The following is a 22,540-nucleotide window of genomic DNA, read 5'->3' on the forward strand; positions in this document are numbered from 1 at the left end:
CCGGGGGGCCGGAATGTTCGTACAGTGGAGGCAGAAAAGCGACCACGACGAGCGGGGCACCATCATGACCGGAGTCGACCCGGACCGTCTGGACGACCAGCAGCTCATGAAGGAGCTGGAGACGATCCACCGTACGCGCCACGACACCCTGCTGTACGGCTCGAACGACGCACTGCGCGCCCATAACGAGCGCATGGCGCAACTGGAGGGCGAGTATCTGCGCCGCAATCCGCGCCGCCCGGTCGTCGCAGGCCGCACCCGTGAGGGAGCCCGCGAGCGCGGCTGCGGCGGAGCGGCGGTTCCCGGTGTCTGAAGCGCTCTCGGGCATCTGAGGCAGGCGTCCGAGGCGCTCTCGCGCGGGGCTCAGACCGCGGCGAACACGTCGAGGAACGCCTCGCAGAACGCCTCCAGATCACCCGGCTTGCGGCTGGTGACCAGCGTGTTGGGCCCCTCCTCGCAGATCCTGACCCGCTCGTCCACCCAGGTGCCGCCCGCGTTGCGGATGTCCGTGCGCACACTCGGCCACGAGGTCAGCGTCCGCCCGCGCACGACATCGGCCTCCACCAGGGTCCACGGGGCGTGACAGATCGCGGCGACCGGACGTCCCAGGTCGAAGAACTCCTTCACGAACGCCACCGCCTTGCCGTCCATCCGCAGGAAGTCCGGATTGGCCACCCCGCCCGGCAGGACCAGCGCGCCGAACGAGTCCGCCGAGGCCTCGGCGACCACCTCGTCCACGGGGAACCGGTCCGCCCGGTCGAGGTGGTCGAAGGCCTGGATCTCACCGCGCCGCGTCGACACGAGCACCGGCTCGTGACCCGCGTCCAGGACCGCCTTCCAGGGATCCGTCAGCTCCACCTGCTCGACGCCCTCGGGCGCCACGAGAAATGCGATGCGCATGTCGGTCGCTTTCCTTCCCGGTTCAGGTACGGCTCGCCAGCGCCTCGGCCAGTTGCTGGACGTTGGCGTAGCGCGCCCCGCGCGGCAGCCGCCGGACCGCCTGGATCAGCGTGTCGGGCGCCTGCCCCCGGTGCAGGGCGCCGGCCAGCTCGCCCGGTGCCGCGGGGAAGTCGCCGCGCCCCAGATGCCGGGCCAGGTCCAGCCGTACCGTCGCAAGGGGTGGCCGCTCGCTCTTGCCCGGCACCACCGGACCGCGCCAGATCTCGGGGTCGTCCTCGGCGGGGGGCTCCGGGTCCTGCCACTCCTCGGTGCGGGTGGGGTGCCCCGACCTGAGCAGGTCCTGGAGCTCGTGCTTCATCTCGTCGTCCCGGTGAGCGCTCAGCCGGGCGCTGCCTCGCTGCATGGCTCCCTCCAGGGGTACAGGGGGTGCGTGTTCAGGGAGTGTGCTCCGCGTACCCGAACACCGGGCGCCGACACCACACGAACGCGGGTGTTTGCCCCCGGAGGCCACGGGCAGGCGCACAGTCAGTGCTTCGGACAGGAGGCACGTCCGTGGGAGCGGCGAACCAGTCGCCACGGGTGTGTCCGTCCGAGGCCGCCCAGGCGCTCCCACGGTGACCGTCCGACCCAGCAGTCCAGGGGAGTTGCGACGCACCATGCCGAATCGAGCGAGCACGAAGCAGCACCCGCACGACGACGCACCCGACACCGCCCAGGCGTTCCGCGAACTCGCCGTGCTCCCTGCGGGGCCCCGGCGCGACCGGCTCCGCCACGAGATCGTCGAGGCCTGGCTGCCCATGGCCGACCGGATCGCGGGACGGTTCCGCAGCCGCGGCGAGAGCTTCGAGGACCTGCGCCAGGTCGCCGCCCTCGGTCTCGTCAAGGCCGTGGACCGGTTCGACCCCGGGCGCGGCAAGGCCTTCGAGAGCTACGCGGTGCCCACGGTCACCGGTGAGATCAAGCGGCACTTCCGCGACCACATGTGGACCCTGCACGTGCCGCGCCGGGTCCAGGACCTGCGCAATCGGGTCCGCTTCGCCTGCCGGGACCTCTCGCAGACCGGCGCGGGGCCGCGGCCCGCCGTCGCCGAGATCGCCGAGTACACCGACCTGAGCGAGGACGACGTCCGGGTCGGACTCGAGGCGCTGGACAGCTTCACCGCGCTGTCCCTTGACGCGGAGCTGCCCGGCAGCGGGGACGGGTACTCGCTGGCCGACGCCCTCGGTTCGGCCGACCCCGCCATCGACACGGTCGTGGACCGGGAGGCCGTCAAGCCCCGGCTGGCCGCCCTGCCCGAGCGCGAGCGGGTCATCCTCTACATGCGGTTCTTCGGGGACATGACACAGGGCAGGATCGCCGAGCAGCTGGGCATCTCGCAGATGCACGTGTCCCGGCTGATCAGCCGGTGCTGCGAGCGACTGCGCGACCAGGTGATGCGGGACGTGGACGTCACCCGATAGGCCGGTCGGGTTCCCGCGAATGGGGTCCGGCCGCGCGCGAGGCGCGGCCCGGCGGGCTGTGATGGCTGCGGGAGGTACGACCTAGGTGCCCCCGCAGCCGTCCGTCTGAGGAGCCCGTCCCATGCGACGCACCGCTCGTGCCCTGCCCGTGGCCGCCCTGGCCGCGGCCGCCCTCGGCATCGCGATACCGACCGCCCGGGCCGACCCCGCCGCGGAGGTCAGCCCGGGCAGCGTCCGCCCCGGTGACAGCGTCACCGTCGCCGTCACCTGCGATGCGGTCGAGGGAACCGCCCCGGAGACGATCGACGCCTCCTCGCCCGCCTTCGAGGGGGGAACGGTGCGGCTGCGCCGGGTCACCGCCACGGACGGCCGTACGGCTGGGACCGCCGGGACCGCGTATCGGGGTACCGCTCGGATTGCCTCTGGCGAGGACGGCCAGAGCGATGCGGACGCGGCAGGGCAGGACGCCGCGGGGACGGCGGTCGACGGTACGTGTCCCGGCGCGGCCGGTGCGCGGGGGCAGGCCTGGAGCGCGGAGGTCTCGATGCCCCGCGCCGACGTCGACACCGATGTCGCCGCCGATGCCGATGCCGACGGCACCGTCGTAGGCCCGGGCACGGTCAAGGGTGCCGATTCCGGTGCGGGCATCGACGACACCGTGCCGTGCGACGACGCGAAGGCCTGCGGTGCGTCGCAGGCGTGCGGGGACGACCAGGGGCGGGAGTGCGGGCAGTCCCAGCCCGCGGGGGACGGCCGGGAGACTTCCACGGACGGCCGGAAGACATCGGGCGATGGCCGGGAGACGTCGGGCGATGGCCGGGAGACGTCGGGCGATGGCCGGGAGACGTCGGGCGATGGCCGGGAGACGTCGGGTGACGGCCATGAGTCGTCGGGTGACGGCCATGAGTCGTCGGGTGACGGCCGGGAATCCTCCGGGGACGGCTGGGAGCCCTCCGGGGACGGGCGGCAGTGCGGGGAGTCCGGGCAGTCCGGGGGTGCATCCTGTAGCGACGGCGGGCGTACGTGCTCCGAGTCCCGGGGCGACTCCACCTGCGGCCCGGCCGTCATCCAGCAGGGTGTGGACGCTGGGGAGGGCGGCGCCTTCAACGGGTCCGTTCCGGTGCTGGTCGTCGGCGGACTGCTGATCGCGGGCGCGCTCGGTGCGGCCGTGCACCGACTGGTAGGGGACCGGGAGCGGGCCGGGGACGGCTGACACCGGCCGAGGCAGCGGCCGACGGCAGAGCACGGACCGTACGGACGGCACAGGGCACCACGGACTGCGCGGAGGCGGACATGCGGCGGACGCACCTTGAAGGCCACGGCCCCGTCCGCTACGGGCCGCCCCTGCCCGACGACGGACTGCCCGTCCTGCCGGAGCTCTCCGCCGTGCTCACCGCGGCGGCGAACCGTCCCGGGGAGGAGCCGGTCGGCGGCGGCCCCGAGCTCCTGGAGGCGGCCGGCGGCTACTGGGCGCGGCGCGGGCTGCCCACCGGGACGGACCGCGTGGCGGCCGGGCCCGGAGCGCCGTCGCTGCTGCTCGCCCTGACCGCCGCGCTCGGCGGTGACGTCCTGGTGCCCAGGCCCTGCGCGGCCTGGTGGGCACCGTACGCGCGGCTGCTGGGCAGACCCGTCTTCCACGTGGCCACACCGGCCGAGTGCGGCGGCGTACCGGACCCGTACGCCCTGCTGGAGACCGTGCGCCGGGTCCGCGCCGAGGGCGGCGACCCGCGGCTGCTCGTGCTCTCCGTCGCCGACGACCCGACCGCCACCGTCGCACCGCCCGAGCTGCTGCACGAGACAGTCGAGGCCGCCGAGGGCGAGGGACTGCACCTGGTCAGCGACGAGACGTGGCGCGACACCCTGCACGACCCGCACGGCACCGTGCTGCTCAGCCCCGCCGAGATGCTCCCCGAGCGCGTCACCGTGGTCAGCGACCTGGCGGGCGCGCTGCTGCCGCCGGGCTGGCCCGCGGCCGTCGCCCGCTTTCCCGAGGGAGACACCGGGGAGGCGCTGCACGCGCGCGTGCTGGACGTGCTCACCGCACTGGGGGCGCGTGTCGCCGGACCGGTCGCGGCCGCCGCCGGGTACGCGCTCGGCGAACCCGAGCCGGTCACCGTACGCCGCGACGCCGCCGTACGCCTGCACGCGCGCGTGGCCGCCGCCGTGCACGCCGCGGTCGTCGCCGCGGGCGCCCTGTCCCGTCCGCCGCAGGCCGGCCGCCACCTGTACGTCGACCTCGGTGAGCTGCGCTCCGCGCTCGGTGCGCACGACGTCGGCGACGCACAGGAGTTGGAGGACTTCCTCACGGCCCGGCTCGGCATGTTCGCGCCCGGCGGCCACCGCTTCGGCGACGACCTCGGGGCGCTGCGCGTGCGGCTGTCCACGGGGCCGCTGCTGGGCGGTACGGACGAGGAACGCACGGAATGCCTCATGTCACCCTCACCGTTGGAACTGCCACACGTGCAACGCGCGTTGATCTCCTTGAGGTCGGTCTTCGACGATCTCCGCGACGACGCTCAGCGATGGGAGCCTCCTCGATGACGCAGCAGACGCAGCCGCCCGGGACCACCGCCACGACGACGACCAGGGAAGCCGACGTTCCGCCGGCCCCGGCGGCCCCGCCCGCCCCCACCTCCTTCGCGCCTCCGTTCCCGCCTCTCGCCGACCCCCGTCCCCTGGGCGAACTCCGGTTCTGGCCACGGACCTTCCACGACCGGCTCAGCGCACCCCTGCCCGGCTTCAAGGCCATCGCCCGCTTCGCCCGCGAGGGTTCCGTACGACCCGGACCCGAGGGCCTCGCCGACATCCCGCACCTCCCCTTCGAACCCGGCCCGCTGCCCCGCACCGACGCCCGCACGGTCGCCGTCACCTGGGCGGGCCACGCCAGTTGGGTCCTGCGAACAGGCGGGCTCACCGTCCTCACCGACCCGGTCTGGTCTCGCCGGATCCTCGGCACCCCGGCCCGGGTCACCCCCGTCGGGGTCGCCTGGGAGGCGCTGCCGCGCGTCGACGCCGTGGTGATCAGTCACAACCACTACGACCACCTGGACGCCCCGACCCTGCGCCGGCTCCCGCGCGACACACCGGTGTTCGTCCCGGCCGGCCTCGGCAGCTGGTTCCGCCGCCGCCGGTTCACCGTCGTCACCGAGCTCGACTGGTGGGAGGCGGCCGAACTGTCCGGCGTCCGCTTCGACTTCGTGCCCGCCCACCACTGGTCCAAGCGCACCCTCACCGACACCTGTCACAGCCTGTGGGGCGGCTGGGTGCTCACCGCCCCGGGCGGACAGCGCGTCTACTTCGCGGGTGACACGGGATACGGCCACTGGTTCTCCCGTATCGGCCGCCGCTACCCGGGCATAGACCTCGCGCTGCTCCCCATCGGCGCCTACGACCCGCGCTGGTGGCTGAGCGACGTCCACTGCGACCCGGAGGAGGCCGTCCGCGCCGCCCGCGACCTGGGCGCGCGCCGCATGGCGCCCATGCACTGGGGCACGTTCGTGCTCTCCGCCGAGCCGGTCCTGGAGCCGCTCACCCGGGTGCGGGCCGCGTGGGCGTCGGCGGGCCTGGACCGCGAGGCCCTGTGGGACCTGCCGGTGGGAGGTTCACGGGTACTGGGCTAGCCCGACGGCGGTGCAGCCACCCGGGGTGCGGGGCGCGGGGCGCGGCCCCGCCTTCCGGGCGAGGCGTCCTCACCCCGACCGCTGGACCGGCGGAGCCTTCCGCAGGCGCCGCCAGGCACTCGGCGTCACGCTGATGAGCAGCGTCAGCGCGATGGCCGCGACCACGCCCTGCCACGGCTCCGGGAAGAGCGAACCGCCGAGGATCCCGATCAGCTGGTAGGTCACCGCCCAGGCCAGACACGCCGGCAGGTTGCCGCGGGCGAAGCGGCGCAGCGGCCAGTCGGCGAGCAGACAGGCCAGCATCACCGGGATACGGCCCGCCGGCACCAGCCGCGACAGCACGAGCATCGCCACGCCGTGCTCCGCGAGCTTCCCCTGTGCCTGCGTCAGCCGGTCCTCGGGCGCCCGCGCGCGGATCGCGGCCAGCCACCGCGACCCGTTCTTCGAGCCCATCCCGCGCCGCCCCAGCAGATACAGCGCCCCGTCCCCCAGGAACGCGGCCAGCGACGCCGTCACGAACACCAGCGCCAGCGAGAAGGGCGCCGTCTGATGGAACGCCACCACCGCCGCCGAACTCACCAGCGCCCCGGTCGGCACCACCGGCACCAGCGCCCCGATCAGCACCAGCAGGAACAGCGACGGATAGCCGATCGCCTGCTGGGTGGACTCCGGCGGCACGGCCGCTCTCGCGGCGTCGGCGAGCCAGTTCACCGCGCGACCTCCAGGCGCACACCCTCCCCGTGCCCGAGTTTGTGCACCGTCACTTGAGGCGCGTACTCGGCAGCCAGGCGCACGAACTCATCACCCGGCGCATGGAATTCATGGGGGCGCACGGCATCCATGCCGATCGGCCAGTACGTGCCGTAGTGCACCGGAACCGCGCTGCGCGGCGCGAGCCGGGCCAGCGCCTGGGCGGCCCGTCCCGCGTCCAGATGCCCCGGGCCGAGGTACGGCCCCCAGCCGCCGACCGGCAGCAGCGCCACGTCCACCGGCCCGACCTCCTCGGCCATGGAGTCGAACAGTCCGGTGTCCCCGGCGAAGTAGGTCCGTGCCTCGCCCTCGACGACATACCCCAGGGCGGGGGAGCGGTGCGGGCCGATCGGCAGCCGCCGCCCGTCGTGACGTGCGGACACCGCCCTGACGACCAGGTCACCGACCACGGTCTCGTCCCCGGGGGCCACCTCGGCGAGGCGCAGATGGGTGAGCCGGCGCAGCCCCGGTACCGCCCGTGGTGCGCCCCGGGGCACGAGCAGGCGCGTGCCCGGGGCGAGCCGGGCCAGCGAGGGCAGATGCAGATGGTCGGCGTGCAGATGCGAGACGAGTGCCACGTCCGCGCGGCGGGCGTCGGGGGCGGGCGGCGCACCCCGGCGGCGGCGTAGGTGCGCGAGTCTGTTCGCGAACAGAGGATCGGTGAGTACACGTATGTTCGAGTCGACTACCGTGCAGGTGGCGTGACCCCACCAGGTGATCTCCACCGGCACCCTCTTCGCCTCCTTCGCGCGACTCCCCGAAGCCTACGGGCAGGAGTAGGGTCGGCGGCGAAACCCGGAGGTGAGGGGGACACCATGGGACCGGTTCGGGTCACGGCGATCGCCAGTCTGACGCCGCTCGAGGAGCTGGAGGCGGATCCCTTCCTCGTGGATTCCCGCAGTCAGCACGCGATGTGCGCCCGCTGGGCCGCCGAGCGCGGCTATGTCGTGGCGCGGGAGCTGCTGGTGCGTGGCTTGCGGCCCGACCACTGCGTGCTGTGGGACGGGGTCCGGCCCGGGGTGGACCTGTTCGTCGCGCCCAGCCGGCGGGTGCTGGAGAGCGCCCTGTCCTCCGCCGACGAGTTCACCGCGGAATGCGCCCGGCGCGGGGTGCGGGTCGAGACGGTCGGCTGCGCGGAACCGCTGTACGACGCCCAGATGAAGGCCCGTGTCCACCGGCGCCTGTCGATGCCGACCGCGGGGTACGACGGCCGCTAGAAGCCGGGATGATCCGGACCACACCCCCTGGGTCCTGCGGCGAAGGTCCCTGATGTCCGGCCCGCCCCCCTGTGACAAGGTGGAGCAAGGCCCGCGCCGGTGACGGGCCGGGACGTGAGGTGTGCGGGGCGTGCGTGGCGGGCATTGGCGGCGGATCGCCAGTCAGGTCGGGCGGAGCGTCACGGTGTGGGCGGTCTCCACCCTCACCATGCTCGTGCTCGCCGGAATCCTGCCCGACTTCCAGCTCCAGTCCGCCGACGGCGACAGCGCCACCCGCATCGCCGTCACCGCCGCCCTCGGCGCCGGCGCCTTCGGCATCCTGTCGGCCGTGGTCTGGCCGCTCCTGGTACGGCTGCTGCTGCTCGTGCCCGCCCTCGTCCTCGGCCTGCTGGTCTTCTTCCTCAACGGCTCCCTGCTGCTCGTCGCGCTGCGCATCAACCCCTCCGGCAGCAGCGAGGCCGCCCCCGAGACCGCCGTCATCGTGGCCGCCGTGATGTCCGCCGTCGCCTCCGCCACCGGCGCCGCCCTCGCCGTCCGCGACGACGACGCCTACCGGCGCAGGCTCTACCGGCTCGCCGACCGCCGCCGCAGCTCCCACCCGCCCTGCCCGGCCACCCCCGGCACCGTCCTCGTCCAGCTCGACGGCGTCGGCCATGACGTCCTCGCCGACGCCGTCCGCAAGGGACTCATGCCCACCGTCGCCCGCTGGACCGGCGCCGCCGACGGCCGGCCGCCCACCCACCGGCTCACCCCCTGGCGCACCGACTGGTCCAGCCAGACCGGCGCAAGCCAGCTCGGCATCCTGCACGGCTCCACCTTCGACGTCCCCGCGTTCCGCTGGTACGAGAAGGACAGCCACGAGGTGATGGTCTGCAACCGCCCGACCAGCGCCGCCGAGCTCCAGCGCCGCGCCGTCGAGCGCACCCGTGACGGCGGACTGCTCTCCGTGGACGGCGCCAGCCGCGGCAACCTGTTCAGCGGCGGCGCCGGCGAACAGGCCCTCGTCCTGTCCATCGCCACCCGCCGCCGTGGCCGCGAGAACCGCTCCCGGGCCGGCTACTTCGCCTACTTCTCCGACCCGGCCAACGCCGTCCGCACCGCGCTCTCCTTCGCCGCGGAGGCCGGCCGGGAGATCGGCCAGTCCACCCGGGCCCGGACACGGGGGCAGCGGCCGCGCGTCAAACGCGGTGGGCTCTACCCCTTCGTCCGGGCCTTCGCGACCGTCGTCGAACGGGACGTCGTCGTCGCCGCGGTGATGGGCGACCTGCTCGCCGGACGCACCGCCGTCTACGCCGACCTCGTCGCCTACGACGAGGTCGCCCACCACTCCGGGCCGCGCAGCCGTGACACCGAGAAGGTGCTGCAGCGCCTGGACCGGTGCCTCGCCCTCATCGAGAAGGTCGCCGAACACGCCCCGCGCCCCTACCGCATCGTCGTGCTCTCCGACCACGGCCAGAGCCCCGGCGAGACCTTCCACGCCCGCTACGGCCTCACCCTCGGCGACCTGGTCCGCGCCGGCAGCGGACTGCCCGTACCCCGCCGGGCCGAGCGCACGCTTCCCCAAGCTCTCGGCTTCGCTCGACCAGGGGAGACCCCAACCGGCGCCGAGGCACGAGCCGCCGTACGCGCGGCCCTGCGCAGGCCCGTCGAGGAGCGCGGTGAACGCCACCGCCCCGCCGGCCGCCACTCGGAACCGATCGTGCTCGCCTCCGGCAACCTCGGCCTGGTCTCCTTCCCGGACGTGCCGCACCGCATGACCAAGGAGGAGATCGACGCCCGGCACCCCGCCCTGCTCACCACCCTGGCCAACCACCCCGGCATCGGGTTCCTGCTGGTGCGCAGCGAGCGGCACGGCGGGCTCGTCCTCGGCGCGAACGGCGCGGAGATCCCGCTGGACCGGCTCGACACTCACCCCGGCCCGCTGGCCTGCTTCGGCCCCGGCGCCGCCGACGCCGTCCGCCGCACCCACTCCTTCCCGCACACCGCCGACATCATGGTCAACTCCTGGTACGACCCCGCCACCGGCGAAGTCCTCGCCTTCGAGGAGCAGATCGGCTCCCACGGCGGACTCGGTGGCGCCCAGGCGAAACCGTTTCTGCTGTCGCCCCTCGCGCTGTCCGCGCCCGCCGACGACGGACAGGAACCGGCCGGCGCCGAGCAGGTGCACCGCGTGCTGCGCCGCTGGCTGCGCGAGGAGAACGGCCCCCAGGTGCCGCTCACCCCTCGGGCCGAGGAGGAGCGGGCCGCCTGAAAATCGGCTGCGCCCGAGGGGACACGCGCCCACACTGTTCGAGTCGCCCACCCTCGAACCTCCCCAAGGAGCCTCGGTCTTGCAGGCTGCCGTCACGGTCACCCCTGCCCGTCTCCCCGAGCTGCTGCTCGGCCTCGCCACCGTCCGCCCCGTCTTCATCTGGGGTGCCCCCGGCATCGGAAAGTCCTCCCTGGTCCGGGAGTTCGCCGCATCGCTGGGCCTGGACTGCGTGAGCCTGCTCGGCACCCAGCTCGCCCCCGAGGACCTGATCGGTGTCCCGCAGATCCGCGAGGGACGGTCGGTGTTCTGCCCGCCGGAGGCGATCGCCCGCGACGAGCCGTACTGCCTGTTCCTGGACGAGCTGAACGCGGCCACGCCGGATGTGCAGAAGGCGTTCTACTCGCTGATCCTGGACCGCCGCATCGGCACCTACGAGCTGCCCAAGGGCTCGATCGTCGTCGGCGCCGGAAACCGTGCCACCGACAACGCCCTCGCCCGGCCCATCGCCTCCGCCCTCGTCAACCGGCTCGCGCACGTCCACCTGGAGGCATCCGCCCGGGACTGGCTCGCCTGGGCCGCGGGCAACGGCATCCACCCCTGGATCGTGGACCACGTCACCGACCGGCCCGACCATCTGTGGTCCAAACCGCCGAAGACCGAGGAGCCGTTCTCCACCCCGCGCTCCTGGCACATGCTCTCCGACGCGCTGCACTCCTTCGGCCGGGACCTCGACGAGGAGACCCTCAAGGTCCTCGCCCACGGCATGCTGACGCCCGCCCACGCGACCGCCTTCTGCGGCTACGTCAAGATCGTCCGCAGCCGTTTCGGTATCGAGGCGATCCTCAAGGGCGACGCCCGCTGGCCGGACCGCGTCGAGGACCGCGACCTGCTGTACTACCTCGCGGAGTCGTTCCGCGGCCGCCTCGTCAAGGAACTGCCCGTCAGCAAGGAGCACATGTCGGCCAACGGACGGCAGACCGCGTACCGCGCCAAGTCCCTGCTCGTGCAACTCGCCGAGATCTCCGTCGAGGTCGCACAGAGCGTCATCGCCGCCGACACCGACGGGAACCCCGTCCTGCCTGCCTGGTTCCTGATCGAGGCGGCCCGGGACATGCCCCGGCTGGTGGAGGCGCGTCGATGAGTCGGGCTCGTGGGGTGAAGGCGAGGAAGAAGGATCCGGCGGGCGTGGCGCTGTTGCGGGCCGACCCGGCCCTGCGCGCGGTGGAGTTCACCCTCTGCCGCCACCCGGACTGCGGGCTTGGGTCGCATGACGGACTTGTCCGCGCCGATGCCGACGGTGACCGCGTTCTGCCCGCGTGGTTCCTGATCGAGGCGGCTCGGGACATGCCGCGGTTGGTGGAGGTGCGCCGATGAGCCGGGCCCGCGCGGCAAAGCAACAGAAGAAGAAGGATCCGGCGGCGGAGGAGTTCGCGGCGGGCGTGGCGTTGCTACGGGCCAACCCGGCCCTGCGTGCCGTGGAGTTCACGATCTGCAGCGGCTTCCTGCCCGGCGGGCTGGTCGAGGAGATCCGCGCGCTCAGCCATCCGCCGCTGCCCTGGGACGCACAACTCGCCCGCTGGTTCGACGAGTTCGTCCCGCGTCCGGAGGCGGTGCGGTCGTACGCCCGCCCCTCGCGCCGGCAGTCGTCCACCCCCGACATCCCGCGCCCGGGCCGCTGGTTCCCGCCCGAGGAGGTCGCCCGCTGCACCTTCGGCGTCGTCCTGGACACCTCTGGCTCCATGGACCGTACGCTGCTCGGCAAGGCGCTCGGCGCGATCGCCTCGTACGCCGAGGCCCGCGACGTACCCGCCGCCCGGGTGGTCTTCTGCGACGCCGCCCCGCACGACGCCGGCTATCTGCCGGTCACCGAGATCGCCGGCCGGGTACGGGTGCACGGCCGCGGCGGTACGGTCCTGCAGCCCGGGATCGACCTGCTGCACCGGGCGGACGACTTCCCGCCCGGCGCCCCGGTACTGGTCATCACCGACGGCTGGTGCGACGTGCTGCGCGTGCGGCGTGAGCACGCCTATCTGATCCCGCAGGGCGGCCGACTGCCGTTCACCCCGCGTGGGCCCGTCTTCAGGGTGCGCTGAGTCCGGATGTGATCGGATGGGAGACGCAGAACCCGGAATGGGGCTCCCACGCGAAAGGAACAACCGTGGCCACCACGCGCACCGCACACACCGTCTGGGAAGGCAACCTGATCGAGGGCAACGGTGTCGTCACCTTCGACTCCTCCGGCATCGGCCAGCAGCCGGTGTCGTGGCCGTCGCGCGCGGAGAAGGCGAACGGCAAGACCAGCCCCGAGGAGCTGATCGCCGCCGCCCACTCCAGCTGCTTCGCCATGGCTCTGTCGCACGGCCTGGCCGGCGCCGGCACCCCGCCCACCAAGCTCGTCACCTCGGCGGACGTCACCTTCCAGCCGGGTGAGGGCATCACCGGCATCCACCTCACCGTCGAGGGCACCGTCCCCGGTCTGGACGAGGACGGCTTCGCCGCGGCCGCCGCGGACGCCAAGAAGAACTGCCCGGTCAGCCAGGCCCTGACCGGCACCACCATCACCCTGTCGGCGAAGCTGGCCTGACCCGCGCCACGTCCCTGGATGCCGCGTCCCCGCAGGGCGCGGCATCGCCGTTTCCGGGTACCCGGCATTGACAACGGCCCGCTCAAGTTTTGTGCTGGAGTCGGGAAACAACGGGCGGAAGGGGACAGCAATGGCACGCGCGGTCGGGATCGATCTCGGCACGACGAACTCGGTGGTCGCCGTCCTGGAGGGCGGCGAGCCCACCGTCGTCGCCAACGCCGAGGGGGCGAGGACCACGCCGTCGGTCGTGGCCTTCGCCAAGAACGGCGAGGTACTGGTCGGCGAGGTCGCCAAACGGCAGGCCGTGACGAACGTGGACCGTACCGCCCGCTCGGTGAAGCGGCACATGGGCGACGGAGCCTGGCGCTTCCCGGACAGCGGCTCCGTCGACGGCACCCGCTACCGGGCCCAGGAGCTGTCGGCACGGGTGCTGCAGAAGCTGAAGCGGGACGCGGAGGCCTACCTCGGCGAGGACGTCACCGACGCGGTGATCACCGTACCGGCGTACTTCGACGACTCCCAGCGGCAGGCGACCAAGGAGGCCGGGGAGATCGCCGGTCTGAAGGTGCTCAGGATCATCAACGAGCCCACGGCCGCCGCCCTTGCCTACGGCCTCGACCGCGGCGAGGAGCAGACCGTCCTCGTCTTCGACCTCGGCGGCGGCACCTTCGACGTCTCCCTGCTGGAGATCGGCGACGGCGTCATCGAGGTGAAGGCCACCAACGGCGACACCCACCTCGGGGGCGACGACTGGGACCAGCGGATCGTGGAACACCTGGTCAAGCGGTTCAAGGGGCAGTACGGCATCGACCTGGGCAACGACAAGATGGCGCTGCAGCGGCTGCGCGAGGGCGCCGAGAAGGCCAAGATCGAGCTGTCGAGCTCGACCGAGACGACGATCAACCTCCCCTACATCACCGCCTCCGCCGAAGGCCCCCTCCATCTGGACGAGAAGCTGACCCGCGCCCAGTTCCAGGAACTCACCGCCGATCTGCTCGACCGCTGCAAGACCCCTTTCCACCAGGCGGTCAAGGACGCCGGTATCAAGCTGTCCGCGGTCGACCACGTCATCCTGGTCGGCGGCTCGACCCGGATGCCCGCCGTCACCGACCTGGTCAAGGAGCTCACCGGCAAGGACCCGCACAAGGGCGTCAACCCCGACGAGGTCGTGGCGGTCGGCGCCACGCTGCAGGCCGGCGTGATCCGCGGCGACGTCAAGGACGTGCTCCTGCTGGACGTCACCCCGCTGTCCCTGGGCATCGAGACCAAGGGCGGCATCATGACGAAGCTCATCGAGCGCAACACCACGATCCCGACCCGTCGTTCGGAGATCTTCACCACCGCCACCGACAACCAGCCCTCGGTCGGCATCCAGGTCTACCAGGGCGAGCGGGAGATCGCCGCCTACAACAAGAAGCTCGGCGTCTTCGACCTCACCGGCCTGCCGCCCGCCCCGCGCGGAGTCCCGCAGATCGAGGTGGCCTTCGACATCGACGCCAACGGGATCATGCACGTCTCGGCGAAGGACCTGGCCACCGGGCGCGAGCAGAAGATGACGGTCACCGGCGGCTCGGCCCTCCCGAAGGACGACATCGACCGCATGATGCGGGAGGCCGAACAGTACGCCGAGGAGGACCGCAGCCGCCGCGAGGCCGCCGAGACCCGCAACCAGGCCGAACAACTCGTCTACCAGACCGAGAAGTTCATCCGGGACAACGAGGACCGGGTGCCCGCCGAGACGAAGTCCGAGGTCGAGTCGGCGGCCACGGAGGTGAAGACCCTCCTTGAGCAGAACGCCGATACGGCCGCCCTGCGCGCCGGCGTCGAGAAACTCGCCTCCGTGAGCCAGAAGATGGGGCAGGCCATGTACGCCCAGGCCCAGCAGCAGACTCCGCCTCCCGGGGAGAGCGCCGCACCGCCGCAGGACGAGGAGGGCGTGGTCGACGCGGAGATCGTCGACGACGAACGGGACGCGAAGGGCGGTGCCGCGTAACGCACTACGTCGTCGGCAGCGTCGCGCAGACCGCGTCCAGTACGGACGCGTACGGCGTACCGAACTCCGTCAGCCGGGAGCGGAGCCCCTCCAGCGCGTCGCGGTGTTCCGTGAGCAGTTCCGTGCTGCCGGTCCGGGCGGTGCACTCCAGCACCGCCGGGAGGAAGTCCGGCAGCTCCTCGCCGCTGAACTCCAGGCCGTGCTCCCGGTAGACGTCCTCGAACCGGTCCAGGGACCCGCCCCGCCGCCCGATGCAGCCGTTGTTCCACCGGCTCAGATACAGACCGTGCCGGTGCCCGAGCCCGAAGACCCGCACATAGTGCTCGGTCAGTTCGCACAGCGGGGTCACCGCCGCGTAGTCGCTGAACTCCCGCAGCTGCGGCGCGGCTTCGCGCAGCAGCGGCAGCCGGGCGACGAAGTCGTCGTCCGGATACGTCAGGCAGAGCGCAGCCGCCTGGTACAGGACCGCGTCCGAGGGCATCCGGCCTCCTTCGCGTCGTCGGAGGCCGGCCGCCGCTCGCGGTCGGACACGCGCGCTCCCTTGCTCGCCCTTGGTTCCAACCTAGGGGCGAGAAGGGATGCGCACCTGTCCGCCGCACCCGTCCGGGTCAGGGCTTGCGCGCGACCCCCGCGTACACGGGCACGACGCCCTCCGCCTGTGCCGCCACGTCCTCCGGATCCGGCCGCCAGCCGTAGACGGGGATGACCCCGGGGCCGAGCAGCTCCAGGCCGTCGAAGAACCTGGCGAACTCCGTCAGCGTACGGGGATAGAACGGCGTGCCGCTCCTGCGGAACAGCTCCTCCGCGCGGGCCACGCCCTCGGGGCTGATGTCCTGCGTGACCTGGGAGAGGATCAGATAGCTCCCCGGGGCGAGCCGCGCGACGTACCGCTCGATCAGGCCGTACACGTCGTCCTCGTCACCCAGATAGTGGGTGAGCGCCACCAGCGACAGCGCGACGGGCCGGCCGAAGTCCAGGGACTCACCGGCCAGCCGCAGGATGGCGTCGGGGTCACGGACATCGGCGTGGACGTAGTCCGTGCTGCCCTCGGCGGAGCCCTTCAGCAGCGCCTCGGCGTGCCGCAGCACGATCGGGTCGTTGTCCGCGTACACCACCTTCGACTCCGGAGCCGCACCCTGCGCCACCTGGTGCAGATTGGGCTCGGTGGGAATGCCGGTGCCGATGTCCAGGAACTGACGGATCCCGGCCTCGGCCGCCGTACGCACGGCCCGGTGCATGAACCGCCGGTTGGCACGCGCCCCGCGCACCGCCGTGCCGTCCGCGGCCAGGATCTTCCGCGCCAGCTCCTCGTCCACCGGGTAGTTGTCCTTGCCGCCCAGCCACCAGTCGTACACACGCGCGGGATGCGGCCTGCTCGTGTCGATGGTGATGCGCCCGGCCTCGGATTCGCTCATGCGGTGTCTGCTCCGTCCTCAGAGGTTCTCTCGGTACTCACGAAGGATCTTCTCGGTGCGATGCGCGGACGCGGCTCGCGCCGTCATGTGGTCCAGCACCTCCAGGTGCGCCCCGACCTCCGAGCGCGAGTCCAGATACAGGGCGCCGGTCAGATACTCCGTGAAGACCATGTCCGGCAGCTCGGGCTCCGCGAACCGGAACAGCGTGAAGGGGGCGTACGTCCCCGGATGCGGGCCCGCGGCGAACTCGGCCAGCTGGAGGGTGATCCGGTCCCGCGCCGCGTACTCCAGCAGCTTGTCCAGCTGGTCGCGCATCACCTCGGCGTGCGGGCTCACCGGGCGCCGCAGCACCGTCTCGTCCATGATCACCCACAGATGGGGTGGGTTCTCCCGTTCCAGCAGGCTCTGCCGGGCCATGCGCAACGACACATGGCGCTCGATCGTCTCCGGGCCGCAGCTGCCTATCGTCCCGGCCTCCAGCACCGCACGCGCGTAGTCCTCGGTCTGCAGCAGGCCGGGCACGAAGTGCGGCTCGTAGGAGCGGATGATCCGGGCGGCGCCCTCCAGGCTCACATACAGGCTGAACCAGTCCGGCAGCACATCGTGGAACCGCTGCCACCAGCCCGGCTGGTTGGCCTCCTCGGCCAGCTCCACGAACGCGGCCGCCTCCTCGTCGGCGACGCCGTACGTCGTGAGCAGCACCTGCACATAGGGGATCTTCAGCGCGACCTCGGCCATCTCCATCCGCCGTACGGTCGCCGGAGCCACCCGCAGTACCCGGGCGGCCTCCTCGCGCTTGAGGCCGGCCGCCTCGCGCAGCTCCTGCAGCCGCTTCCCGAGCACCACCTGGCCCACGGTCGGCGCAGCACGCCGCTCACTCACGCCACGCCTCCCCTACGCGCCGAGTTATGCGTGCAGTGTGTCACGCGATGCCGTATCGCACACGTGCCCGACGCAGACGCACGCGTCACATGCCCGTCAACCCGCCGCCGAATGCAGGTACTTGGCGGTGGCCGGGTCGGCGGGCAGGAACGTCTCGATCGCCAACTCGGCCACGGTCACGTCCATCGGCGTGTTGAACGTGGAGATCGACGACACGAACGACAGGATCCGCCCCTCGTGCTCGATCCGCATCGGCAGCGCGAAGTACGCGACGGGCTCGGCCGGTTCGTCCGCGGGCGCGCTCTGCGGCACGGGGTAGGCCGCGACTTCCTCGTACAACTCCCGCAACGCGTCCGAGCGATGAAGGGCGATCTGCCGCTCCATCTGTGCCAGCAGATGACCGCGCCACTCGCGCAGATTGCGGATGCGCGGCGCCAGACCCTCCGGATGCAGCGTCAGCCGCATCGCGTTCGGCGCGGACGACATCAGGGACTCCGGTACGCCGTCGAGCAGCATGGAGATGCCCCGGTTGGCGGCGACGACCGTGTACGTGGCGTCGACGACCAGCGCCGGATACGGCTCGTAACCCCGGATCAGCCGCTCCATCCCGTCCCGCAGCGCGTCCAGCGCCGGGTCGTCCAGCGGGGTCTCGGGATAGCGCGGGGCGTAACCGGCCGCCAGCAGCAGCGCGTTGCGCTCCCGTACCGGCACGTCCAGGTGCTCGGCCAGGCGCAGCACCATCTCCTCGCTCGGGCGTGAACGGCCCGTCTCGATGAAGCTGATGTGCCGCGCCGACGAGTCGGCACGCAGTGCCAGTTCCAGCTGACTGACCCGGCGCCGCTCCCGCCAGGCACGGAGCAGCGGACCCACACCTCTTTCGTAGGGGGCAGGGGCGGTGGCGGACGGGGCGGGGCCGGACGCGACACTGGTCATACGGACGACCGTAGTCGAGGAGTGTGCGCATGAACGATCCCTGGAAGCCGTCCTGGGAGGCCATGGCGGTGTACCGGGCCCGGGTCCGCGGCTGCCTCCTGGGCGGCGCCCTCGGTGACGCCCTCGGCTATCCCGTGGAGTTCTCCTCCCTCGACCGGATCCGCGCGGCCCACGGCGAACGCGGGGTGACCGGTCTCGTACCCGGCGCGCACGGCGTGGTGGGCCGGATCAGCGACGACACCCAGATGACCCTGTTCACCGCCGAGGCCCTCGTCCGGGCCCACGCACGCGAACGCACCAAGGGCATCGGCGGCGCCTGGTCCCTGCTGCTGCGCCAGGCCTACGAGCGGTGGCTGGAGACCCAGTCGAAGCCCGGCCCGGACCAGGCCGCACCCACCGAGGACGGCGCCGCGCCGACGGGCCTGATCACCGAGGCGTGGCTGTACTCCCGCCGCGCCCCGGGCAACGCCTGTCTGTCCGGGGTCGCCCAGATGTACGCGCCCGACCCGTGGCTCACGCTCGACGGCAGGCCGGGGCAGGTCAACCCCGACTCCAAGGGCTGCGGCGCGGTCATGCGCTCGGCCCCCTTCGGCCTCGTCAACCTCGCCGACGCCGCCTTCGCCATGGCGGCCCGCGGCGCCCAGATCACCCATGGGCACCCCACCGGCTACTACGCGGCGGGCGCCCTCGCCGCGATCGTGGCGCATCTCGTCGCCGGGGACTCCCTGGAGGGCTCGGTACTGCGCGCGCTGCGGGAGTTGGAGACCCACCCCGGCCACGAGGAGACGTCGGCCGCCCTGCGTGAGGCCGTCGACCTTGCCGGGCGGCGTGCGCCGACGGCGGAGAAGGTCGAGTCATTGGGCGAGGGCTGGGTCGCCGAGCAGGCCCTCGCCATCGGCGTCTACTGCGCCCTGGCGGAGCCCCGCGTCCCGGACGCCCTGCTACTGGCCGTCAACCACTCGGGTGACAGCGACTCCACCGGCTCGATCTGCGGCAACCTGCTCGGCGCGCACCACGGCGACGTGGGCCTGCCCCACGCCTGGGTGGAACGGGTCGAGGGCCGGGCCCGGATCGCGGCGCTGGCGGACGACCTGGCGGCGGAGTTCGCAGGGGGCTGAGCGGGGTCGTCTGTGGCAGTCTGAGCGGGTACGCGACCCCAGGAAGGGAGCCGTTCCATGCCCGTCGAACCGCTGTCCCAGAAGGAGATCGAGGACCGGCTCGCCGAGCTGCCGGGCTGGTCGCTCGACGGGGACCGCATCACCCGTTCGTACCGGCTCGGCTCGCACTTCGCCGCGGCGGCGCTGGTCGTGCACATCGCCCGGATCCAGGACGAGCTCGACCACCACTCCGACCTCACCCTCGGCTACAACACGGTGACCCTGTCCGTGAACACGCACAGCGCCGGCGGTGCCGTCACCGCCAAGGACTTCGGACTGGCCCGCCGAGTGGAGGACATCGCCCCAGGTCACGGGGCACACTGAGGTACGTGCTGGATTACGACAAGGAAGCCGACGCCTACGACGCCTCACGCGGCGGCGAACCACGGGCCGAGGCGGCCGCCGACGCCGTCCTCGGCCTGATCCCCGACGGCACCCGCCGACTCCTCGACCTCGCCTGCGGCACCGGCATCGTGACCCGGCGGCTGGCGGCGGCCCGGCCGGGAATGACGGTCACGGGCGCCGACCTCGCCCCCGGCATGGCACGGATGGCCGCCGCCCGCCTGCCCGGCTCGGTTGTCCTGGCCGACAGCCGCCGACTCCCGTTCCCCGACGGGACGTTCGACGCGATCATCAGCGTCTGGCTGCTGCACCTGATGGACGATCCCGCCGACGTCGGCCCCATCCTCGCCGAGTGTTCCCGCGCGCTCAGGCCGGGCGGGGTGTACGTCACCACGGTCGACAAGGCCGAGGCGCACGACGTGGGCAGCGACATCGACGCCGTCCTGGTCCCACGGCCACGCCGCCCCGCCCCCGACGCGACCGGCACGGTGCTCGCGCACGCCGCGGAGCACGGACTCCTCCCCGAGGGGAGGGCGTCCTTCCCCGGCCTGGGACAGGGCCGCAGCCCCCGCGGCACCATCGCCAATCTGCGGCGCGGCTGGTTCACCCTGCTGACGCCCGACGACCCGCTGACGGAGCGGCTCGCCGAGGCGCTGGCGGCCCTGCCGGACCAGGACCGGCCCCGCCCCGACCCCCGTTTCCACGTGCGGTCCTTCAGGAAGCGGCAGGCCGGCCGAACTCCATGATCCAGTTGGTCACCCAGGTCTCTCCGCCGTCCACCGAGAACGCCTGCTCCCAGCGGGCCGCGGCGGGGGAGACCCCCGACCAGACGAACCGCACCCGTACGTCCTTCCCGTCGTGCGTGTCGTCGCCGTAGAACTCGCCGCGGTCGCCGCTGAACCGGCCGAAGACCGGTGGGAAGAGCGTCCCGCTGCGGCTGGAGGCCCAGTTCAGCGACCAGTCGCCGGTCTCCCGGTCGAAGAGCCGCAGGGTCGCGCCCCGGTACCCGAGGCGCGGCATGTCGATCTCGTCGATGTTCGCGGCCCCGCCGAACAGCGGCCGGCAGTGGCTGGTGGCGGCGAACTCCTCCCAGTCGCTGCCGGGGTCCAGGAAGTCGGTGCGGCGGCGGTTGGTGATCTCCCACTCGCCGTGGAAGAAGTCGAAGTCGTGCGGGCTGCTCATGAACGGTCTCCCGTGGTTCCTTGGGGCAGGCTGTCGGTCAAGTAGGCCTTCAGATCCGGGACTTCGGGCGCGAGCAGATGCCGTACCCAGGCGTCCCGCTCGTGCTGGATCGGCGGGAGCTCCCACACGCAGCCGATCCAGGGCAGCTCCGGCCGGACGAAGCGCGTCGGGTCCTCGTCGGGGCAGCCGAGCACCGGCTGGCCCGCCGAGGCGCCCCGGAAGTGCAGGACGTTGTCCCACACCCAGCTGTACGCGTTCAGATAGGCGCCGGTGTCCCCGCCCCGGTGCAGCACGACGAACGTCGCGGGCGGCATGCCGTCCGGCTCCGGCAGCAGCTGCGGCAGGATCGCGTACGCCGCCTTCTCCACCTCGGGCGCGATGCCCGCCGGGTCCGCGGTGACGTGATAGCGCTTGACATGTCGGCCGGCCACCTCGATCGGTGGCAGCACGGTCAGCAGTTTCTCCTTGAAGGCCATGCACGGGACGCTAGGCCCGCTTCACTGACATCCTGTGTCAGTGAAGTCCAGCCGACTCGTCTCGATCCTCCTGCTCCTGCAGACCCGGGGCCGGATGACCGCCGCCCAGCTCGCCGAGGAACTGGAGGTCTCCGTCCGCACGGTCTACCGGGACGTCGAGGCCCTGAGCGCGGCGGGCGTTCCGCTGTACGGCGACGCGGGCCACGCCGGCGGCTACCGCCTCCTCGACGGCTACCGCACCCGCCTGACCGGTCTGACCACCGACGAGGCCGAGGCCCTCTTCCTCGCGGGCGCCCCCGGCCCCGCCGCCGACCTGGGCCTCGGCCCGGGGCTGGCCGCCGCCCAGCTGAAGGTGCGGGCCGCGCTCCCACCGGAACTGCGCGCCCACGCCGACCGCATCAGCGGCCGCTTCCACCTCGACGCCCCCGGCTGGTACGCCGACGCCGACGACACCCCGCACCTGGCCGCCGTCGCCGACGCCGTCTGGAACGGCCGCGTCCTCGACGTCCTGTACCGCCGCTGGCGCGAACCCACCGACGTACGGCGCCGCCTGGACCCGTACGGACTGGTCCTGAAGGCAGGCCGCTGGTACGTCGTCGCCGGACCGGGCCCGCGTACCTTCCGGGTCGACCAGATCCTCGAACTGACCGTCTCCAGCGAGGAGTTCACCCGTCCCGAGGACTTCGACCTGGCCGCCTACTGGACGGCGTACCAGCGGGAGTTCCACGACCGGCTGCGCGGGGGAGAGGCACGGGTCCGACTGGCCCCGGGTGCCCGGCTGCCCGGATCGGCAGGTGCGGCGGCGGTCTACAACGGCCGTACGGACGAGAGGGGTTGGACTCTGGCCACCGTCCCCATCGAGTCCGTCGACCACGCCCACGCCGAGTTCCTGCGCCTGGGCACGGACATCGAGGTCCTCGCACCCGCCGAGCTGCGCGAGCGCATCGCGCGGACCGTCACCGAACTGGCCGAAATCTACGGCAACTCACCGGCGGGCGGCGGCGACTGAGACGGGAACCGTCCGTCCTCCCCAAGGAGGTACGTCACGTGAAGCACCCGCATCCCCCCGCCCACCGCAGACGCGGCAGCGCCGTCCTCTCCGCGCTCACCGCGGTGGCCGCCCTGGTCGGCGCCGGTTGAACACGATGCCGGGGACGAAACCGCCGCCGTCGATACGGGCGTTCTTCCAGGTGCAGGTGTCGGCCGCGAGCGTGACCTTCGGGGAGCTCGCGGCCAGGGCGGGCGGACTGCCCGCGAGCAGGCCGGCGGCCAGCGCCGGCACGGCCGTGAGGATGCGGGTTCTTCGCACGGGAGGAGTCCTCTCCTGGGAGGGAGGGCGGTCCCCAGTGCGGGTGGGGACCGCCGAAGAAGCGCCCCG

26 protein-coding genes and 1 pseudogene are annotated in these 22,540 nt (G+C 72.7%); 16 read left to right on the forward strand and 11 right to left on the reverse strand.

Going from position 1 to position 22,540, the window contains the following annotated elements; genetic code table 11:
• The first annotated feature begins 13 nt into the window (after window positions 1–13).
• A complete protein-coding gene (locus N8I87_RS33530) occupies window positions 14–313 on the forward strand; it encodes a DUF6158 family protein (protein ID WP_263214402.1) in 300 nt (99 codons plus the stop codon).
• A 50-nt stretch (window positions 314–363) separates the two neighbouring features.
• Here N8I87_RS33530 and N8I87_RS33535 read toward each other — a convergent pair whose 3' ends face one another.
• A complete protein-coding gene (locus tag N8I87_RS33535) occupies window positions 364–900 on the reverse strand; it encodes a type 1 glutamine amidotransferase domain-containing protein (RefSeq protein WP_263214405.1) in 537 nt (178 codons plus the stop codon).
• A gap of 22 nt (window positions 901–922) precedes the next feature.
• Window positions 923–1,303 carry a DUF2795 domain-containing protein gene (locus N8I87_RS33540; protein WP_263214407.1) on the reverse strand — a complete coding sequence of 127 codons (381 nt, stop codon included), beginning with the start codon at window positions 1,301–1,303 and terminating at the stop codon, window positions 923–925.
• A gap of 253 nt (window positions 1,304–1,556) precedes the next feature.
• On the opposite strand from N8I87_RS33540, the gene N8I87_RS33545 reads away from it, so the two are divergent.
• The 4 genes from N8I87_RS33545 to N8I87_RS33560 all read left to right on the forward strand — a co-directional run bounded on the left by N8I87_RS33545 (window position 1,557) and on the right by N8I87_RS33560 (window position 5,980).
• Complete coding sequence (locus tag N8I87_RS33545) at window positions 1,557–2,360, forward strand: RNA polymerase sigma factor SigF (RefSeq protein ID WP_263214410.1); 804 nt, start codon at window positions 1,557–1,559, stop codon at window positions 2,358–2,360.
• A 121-nt stretch (window positions 2,361–2,481) separates the two neighbouring features.
• A complete protein-coding gene (locus tag N8I87_RS33550) occupies window positions 2,482–3,573 on the forward strand; it encodes a hypothetical protein (RefSeq protein WP_263214412.1) in 1,092 nt (363 codons plus the stop codon).
• 80 nt (window positions 3,574–3,653) lie between these two features.
• On the forward strand, window positions 3,654–4,901 hold the full coding sequence (locus N8I87_RS33555; RefSeq protein ID WP_263214414.1) for an aminotransferase class I/II-fold pyridoxal phosphate-dependent enzyme: 1,248 nt from the start codon (window positions 3,654–3,656) through the stop codon (window positions 4,899–4,901).
• Window positions 4,898–5,980 (forward strand): MBL fold metallo-hydrolase, encoded by a 1,083-nt coding sequence (locus N8I87_RS33560; protein ID WP_263214415.1) that lies wholly within the window; start codon window positions 4,898–4,900, stop codon window positions 5,978–5,980. Before N8I87_RS33555 ends, N8I87_RS33560 begins: the two co-directional genes overlap by 4 nt.
• Window positions 5,981–6,049: 69 nt before the next feature.
• Here the strand turns inward: N8I87_RS33560 and N8I87_RS33565 are convergent, their stop codons facing one another.
• Entirely contained in the window at window positions 6,050–6,691 is a 642-nt protein-coding gene (locus N8I87_RS33565) for a DedA family protein (protein ID WP_263214417.1), read from the reverse strand.
• Window positions 6,688–7,461, reverse strand: a complete 774-nt coding sequence (locus tag N8I87_RS33570; RefSeq protein WP_263214419.1) for an MBL fold metallo-hydrolase — start codon at window positions 7,459–7,461, stop codon at window positions 6,688–6,690. Before N8I87_RS33570 ends, N8I87_RS33565 begins: the two co-directional genes overlap by 4 nt.
• 84 nt (window positions 7,462–7,545) lie before the next feature.
• Here N8I87_RS33570 and N8I87_RS33575 point away from each other — a divergent pair, with 84 nt between their 5' ends.
• The 7 genes from N8I87_RS33575 to dnaK all read left to right on the forward strand — a co-directional run bounded on the left by N8I87_RS33575 (window position 7,546) and on the right by dnaK (window position 14,775).
• Complete coding sequence (locus N8I87_RS33575; protein ID WP_263214422.1) at window positions 7,546–7,947, forward strand: hypothetical protein; 402 nt, start codon at window positions 7,546–7,548, stop codon at window positions 7,945–7,947.
• 121 nt (window positions 7,948–8,068) lie between these two features.
• Window positions 8,069–10,198 carry a phage holin family protein gene (locus tag N8I87_RS33580; RefSeq protein ID WP_263214425.1) on the forward strand — a complete coding sequence of 710 codons (2,130 nt, stop codon included), beginning with the start codon at window positions 8,069–8,071 and terminating at the stop codon, window positions 10,196–10,198.
• Between the two features lie 79 nt (window positions 10,199–10,277).
• Complete coding sequence (locus tag N8I87_RS33585; RefSeq protein ID WP_263214427.1) at window positions 10,278–11,339, forward strand: ATP-binding protein; 1,062 nt, start codon at window positions 10,278–10,280, stop codon at window positions 11,337–11,339.
• Window positions 11,336–11,572, forward strand: a complete 237-nt coding sequence (locus N8I87_RS33590; RefSeq protein ID WP_263214429.1) for a hypothetical protein — start codon at window positions 11,336–11,338, stop codon at window positions 11,570–11,572. Before N8I87_RS33585 ends, N8I87_RS33590 begins: the two co-directional genes overlap by 4 nt.
• Complete coding sequence (locus tag N8I87_RS33595) at window positions 11,569–12,291, forward strand: vWA domain-containing protein (protein WP_263214431.1); 723 nt, start codon at window positions 11,569–11,571, stop codon at window positions 12,289–12,291. Before N8I87_RS33590 ends, N8I87_RS33595 begins: the two co-directional genes overlap by 4 nt.
• Before the next feature lie 65 nt (window positions 12,292–12,356).
• Entirely contained in the window at window positions 12,357–12,782 is a 426-nt protein-coding gene (locus tag N8I87_RS33600; RefSeq protein WP_263214433.1) for an OsmC family protein, read from the forward strand.
• A 130-nt stretch (window positions 12,783–12,912) separates the two neighbouring features.
• The gene (dnaK, locus tag N8I87_RS33605; protein WP_263214436.1) at window positions 12,913–14,775 is read left to right on the forward strand and encodes a molecular chaperone DnaK; all 1,863 of its coding nucleotides are present in this window, start codon (window positions 12,913–12,915) and stop codon (window positions 14,773–14,775) included.
• A 4-nt stretch (window positions 14,776–14,779) separates the two neighbouring features.
• On the opposite strand, the gene narJ is transcribed toward dnaK, so the two are convergent.
• The 4 genes from narJ to N8I87_RS33625 all read right to left on the reverse strand — a co-directional run bounded on the left by narJ (window position 14,780) and on the right by N8I87_RS33625 (window position 18,005).
• Window positions 14,780–15,256, reverse strand: a complete 477-nt coding sequence (gene narJ / locus N8I87_RS33610; RefSeq protein WP_263214439.1) for a nitrate reductase molybdenum cofactor assembly chaperone — start codon at window positions 15,254–15,256, stop codon at window positions 14,780–14,782.
• 127 nt (window positions 15,257–15,383) lie between these two features.
• Window positions 15,384–16,190, reverse strand: a complete 807-nt coding sequence (locus tag N8I87_RS33615; RefSeq protein ID WP_263214442.1) for an SAM-dependent methyltransferase — start codon at window positions 16,188–16,190, stop codon at window positions 15,384–15,386.
• Between the two features lie 18 nt (window positions 16,191–16,208).
• Complete coding sequence (locus tag N8I87_RS33620) at window positions 16,209–17,072, reverse strand: Sco1979 family transcriptional regulator (protein WP_263214445.1); 864 nt, start codon at window positions 17,070–17,072, stop codon at window positions 16,209–16,211.
• A gap of 96 nt (window positions 17,073–17,168) precedes the next feature.
• Window positions 17,169–18,005 (reverse strand): helix-turn-helix domain-containing protein, encoded by an 837-nt coding sequence (locus tag N8I87_RS33625; protein ID WP_263214447.1) that lies wholly within the window; start codon window positions 18,003–18,005, stop codon window positions 17,169–17,171.
• Between the two features lie 29 nt (window positions 18,006–18,034).
• Between N8I87_RS33625 and N8I87_RS33630 the strand changes: the two genes are divergently transcribed.
• The 3 genes from N8I87_RS33630 to N8I87_RS33640 are packed head-to-tail and all read left to right on the forward strand — an operon-like array spanning window position 18,035 to window position 20,250.
• Window positions 18,035–19,123 carry an ADP-ribosylglycohydrolase family protein gene (locus tag N8I87_RS33630; protein WP_263214448.1) on the forward strand — a complete coding sequence of 363 codons (1,089 nt, stop codon included), beginning with the start codon at window positions 18,035–18,037 and terminating at the stop codon, window positions 19,121–19,123.
• A gap of 57 nt (window positions 19,124–19,180) precedes the next feature.
• Window positions 19,181–19,486 carry a 4a-hydroxytetrahydrobiopterin dehydratase gene (locus N8I87_RS33635; protein ID WP_263214450.1) on the forward strand — a complete coding sequence of 102 codons (306 nt, stop codon included), beginning with the start codon at window positions 19,181–19,183 and terminating at the stop codon, window positions 19,484–19,486.
• Between the two features lie 5 nt (window positions 19,487–19,491).
• Window positions 19,492–20,250 carry a class I SAM-dependent methyltransferase gene (locus N8I87_RS33640; protein WP_263214452.1) on the forward strand — a complete coding sequence of 253 codons (759 nt, stop codon included), beginning with the start codon at window positions 19,492–19,494 and terminating at the stop codon, window positions 20,248–20,250.
• Here N8I87_RS33640 and N8I87_RS33645 read toward each other — a convergent pair.
• The gene (locus tag N8I87_RS33645) at window positions 20,219–20,686 is read right to left on the reverse strand and encodes a hypothetical protein (RefSeq protein ID WP_263214453.1); all 468 of its coding nucleotides are present in this window, start codon (window positions 20,684–20,686) and stop codon (window positions 20,219–20,221) included. The genes N8I87_RS33640 and N8I87_RS33645 overlap by 32 nt on opposite strands.
• Window positions 20,683–21,162 (reverse strand): hypothetical protein, encoded by a 480-nt coding sequence (locus tag N8I87_RS33650; protein WP_263214456.1) that lies wholly within the window; start codon window positions 21,160–21,162, stop codon window positions 20,683–20,685. Before N8I87_RS33650 ends, N8I87_RS33645 begins: the two co-directional genes overlap by 4 nt.
• Before the next feature lie 40 nt (window positions 21,163–21,202).
• Between N8I87_RS33650 and N8I87_RS33655 the strand changes: the two genes are divergently transcribed.
• Entirely contained in the window at window positions 21,203–22,171 is a 969-nt protein-coding gene (locus N8I87_RS33655) for a helix-turn-helix transcriptional regulator (RefSeq protein WP_263214458.1), read from the forward strand.
• A 120-nt stretch (window positions 22,172–22,291) separates the two neighbouring features.
• On the opposite strand, the pseudogene N8I87_RS33660 reads toward N8I87_RS33655, so the two are convergent.
• A pseudogene (locus N8I87_RS33660) lies at window positions 22,292–22,471 on the reverse strand (hypothetical protein); the annotation flags it as partial.
• Window positions 22,472–22,540: the final 69 nt, after the last annotated feature.

This window comes from Streptomyces sp. HUAS 15-9 (assembly GCF_025642155.1).
In the GTDB taxonomy this organism is placed as follows: domain Bacteria; phylum Actinomycetota; class Actinomycetes; order Streptomycetales; family Streptomycetaceae; genus Streptomyces.

Excerpts from the sequence above, each read along its gene's own strand:
- N8I87_RS33540 (WP_263214407.1), bottom strand. The coding sequence starts at position 1,303 with ATGCAGCGAGGCAGCGCCCGGCTGAGCGCTCACCGGGACGACGAGATG.
- N8I87_RS33615 (WP_263214442.1), bottom strand. The coding sequence starts at position 16,190 with ATGAGCGAATCCGAGGCCGGGCGCATCACCATCGACACGAGCAGGCCG.
- narJ (WP_263214439.1), bottom strand. The coding sequence starts at position 15,256 with ATGCCCTCGGACGCGGTCCTGTACCAGGCGGCTGCGCTCTGCCTGACG.
- N8I87_RS33595 (WP_263214431.1), top strand. The coding sequence starts at position 11,569 with ATGAGCCGGGCCCGCGCGGCAAAGCAACAGAAGAAGAAGGATCCGGCG.
- N8I87_RS33530 (WP_263214402.1), top strand. The coding sequence starts at position 14 with ATGTTCGTACAGTGGAGGCAGAAAAGCGACCACGACGAGCGGGGCACC.
- N8I87_RS33545 (WP_263214410.1), top strand. The coding sequence starts at position 1,557 with ATGCCGAATCGAGCGAGCACGAAGCAGCACCCGCACGACGACGCACCC.
- N8I87_RS33555 (WP_263214414.1), top strand. The coding sequence starts at position 3,654 with ATGCGGCGGACGCACCTTGAAGGCCACGGCCCCGTCCGCTACGGGCCG.
- N8I87_RS33575 (WP_263214422.1), top strand. The coding sequence starts at position 7,546 with ATGGGACCGGTTCGGGTCACGGCGATCGCCAGTCTGACGCCGCTCGAG.
- dnaK (WP_263214436.1), top strand. The coding sequence starts at position 12,913 with ATGGCACGCGCGGTCGGGATCGATCTCGGCACGACGAACTCGGTGGTC.
- N8I87_RS33630 (WP_263214448.1), top strand. The coding sequence starts at position 18,035 with ATGAACGATCCCTGGAAGCCGTCCTGGGAGGCCATGGCGGTGTACCGG.
- N8I87_RS33550 (WP_263214412.1), top strand. The coding sequence starts at position 2,482 with ATGCGACGCACCGCTCGTGCCCTGCCCGTGGCCGCCCTGGCCGCGGCC.
- N8I87_RS33625 (WP_263214447.1), bottom strand. The coding sequence starts at position 18,005 with ATGACCAGTGTCGCGTCCGGCCCCGCCCCGTCCGCCACCGCCCCTGCC.
- N8I87_RS33560 (WP_263214415.1), top strand. The coding sequence starts at position 4,898 with ATGACGCAGCAGACGCAGCCGCCCGGGACCACCGCCACGACGACGACC.
- N8I87_RS33590 (WP_263214429.1), top strand. The coding sequence starts at position 11,336 with ATGAGTCGGGCTCGTGGGGTGAAGGCGAGGAAGAAGGATCCGGCGGGC.
- N8I87_RS33645 (WP_263214453.1), bottom strand. The coding sequence starts at position 20,686 with ATGAGCAGCCCGCACGACTTCGACTTCTTCCACGGCGAGTGGGAGATC.
- N8I87_RS33635 (WP_263214450.1), top strand. The coding sequence starts at position 19,181 with ATGCCCGTCGAACCGCTGTCCCAGAAGGAGATCGAGGACCGGCTCGCC.
- N8I87_RS33650 (WP_263214456.1), bottom strand. The coding sequence starts at position 21,162 with ATGGCCTTCAAGGAGAAACTGCTGACCGTGCTGCCACCGATCGAGGTG.
- N8I87_RS33535 (WP_263214405.1), bottom strand. The coding sequence starts at position 900 with ATGCGCATCGCATTTCTCGTGGCGCCCGAGGGCGTCGAGCAGGTGGAG.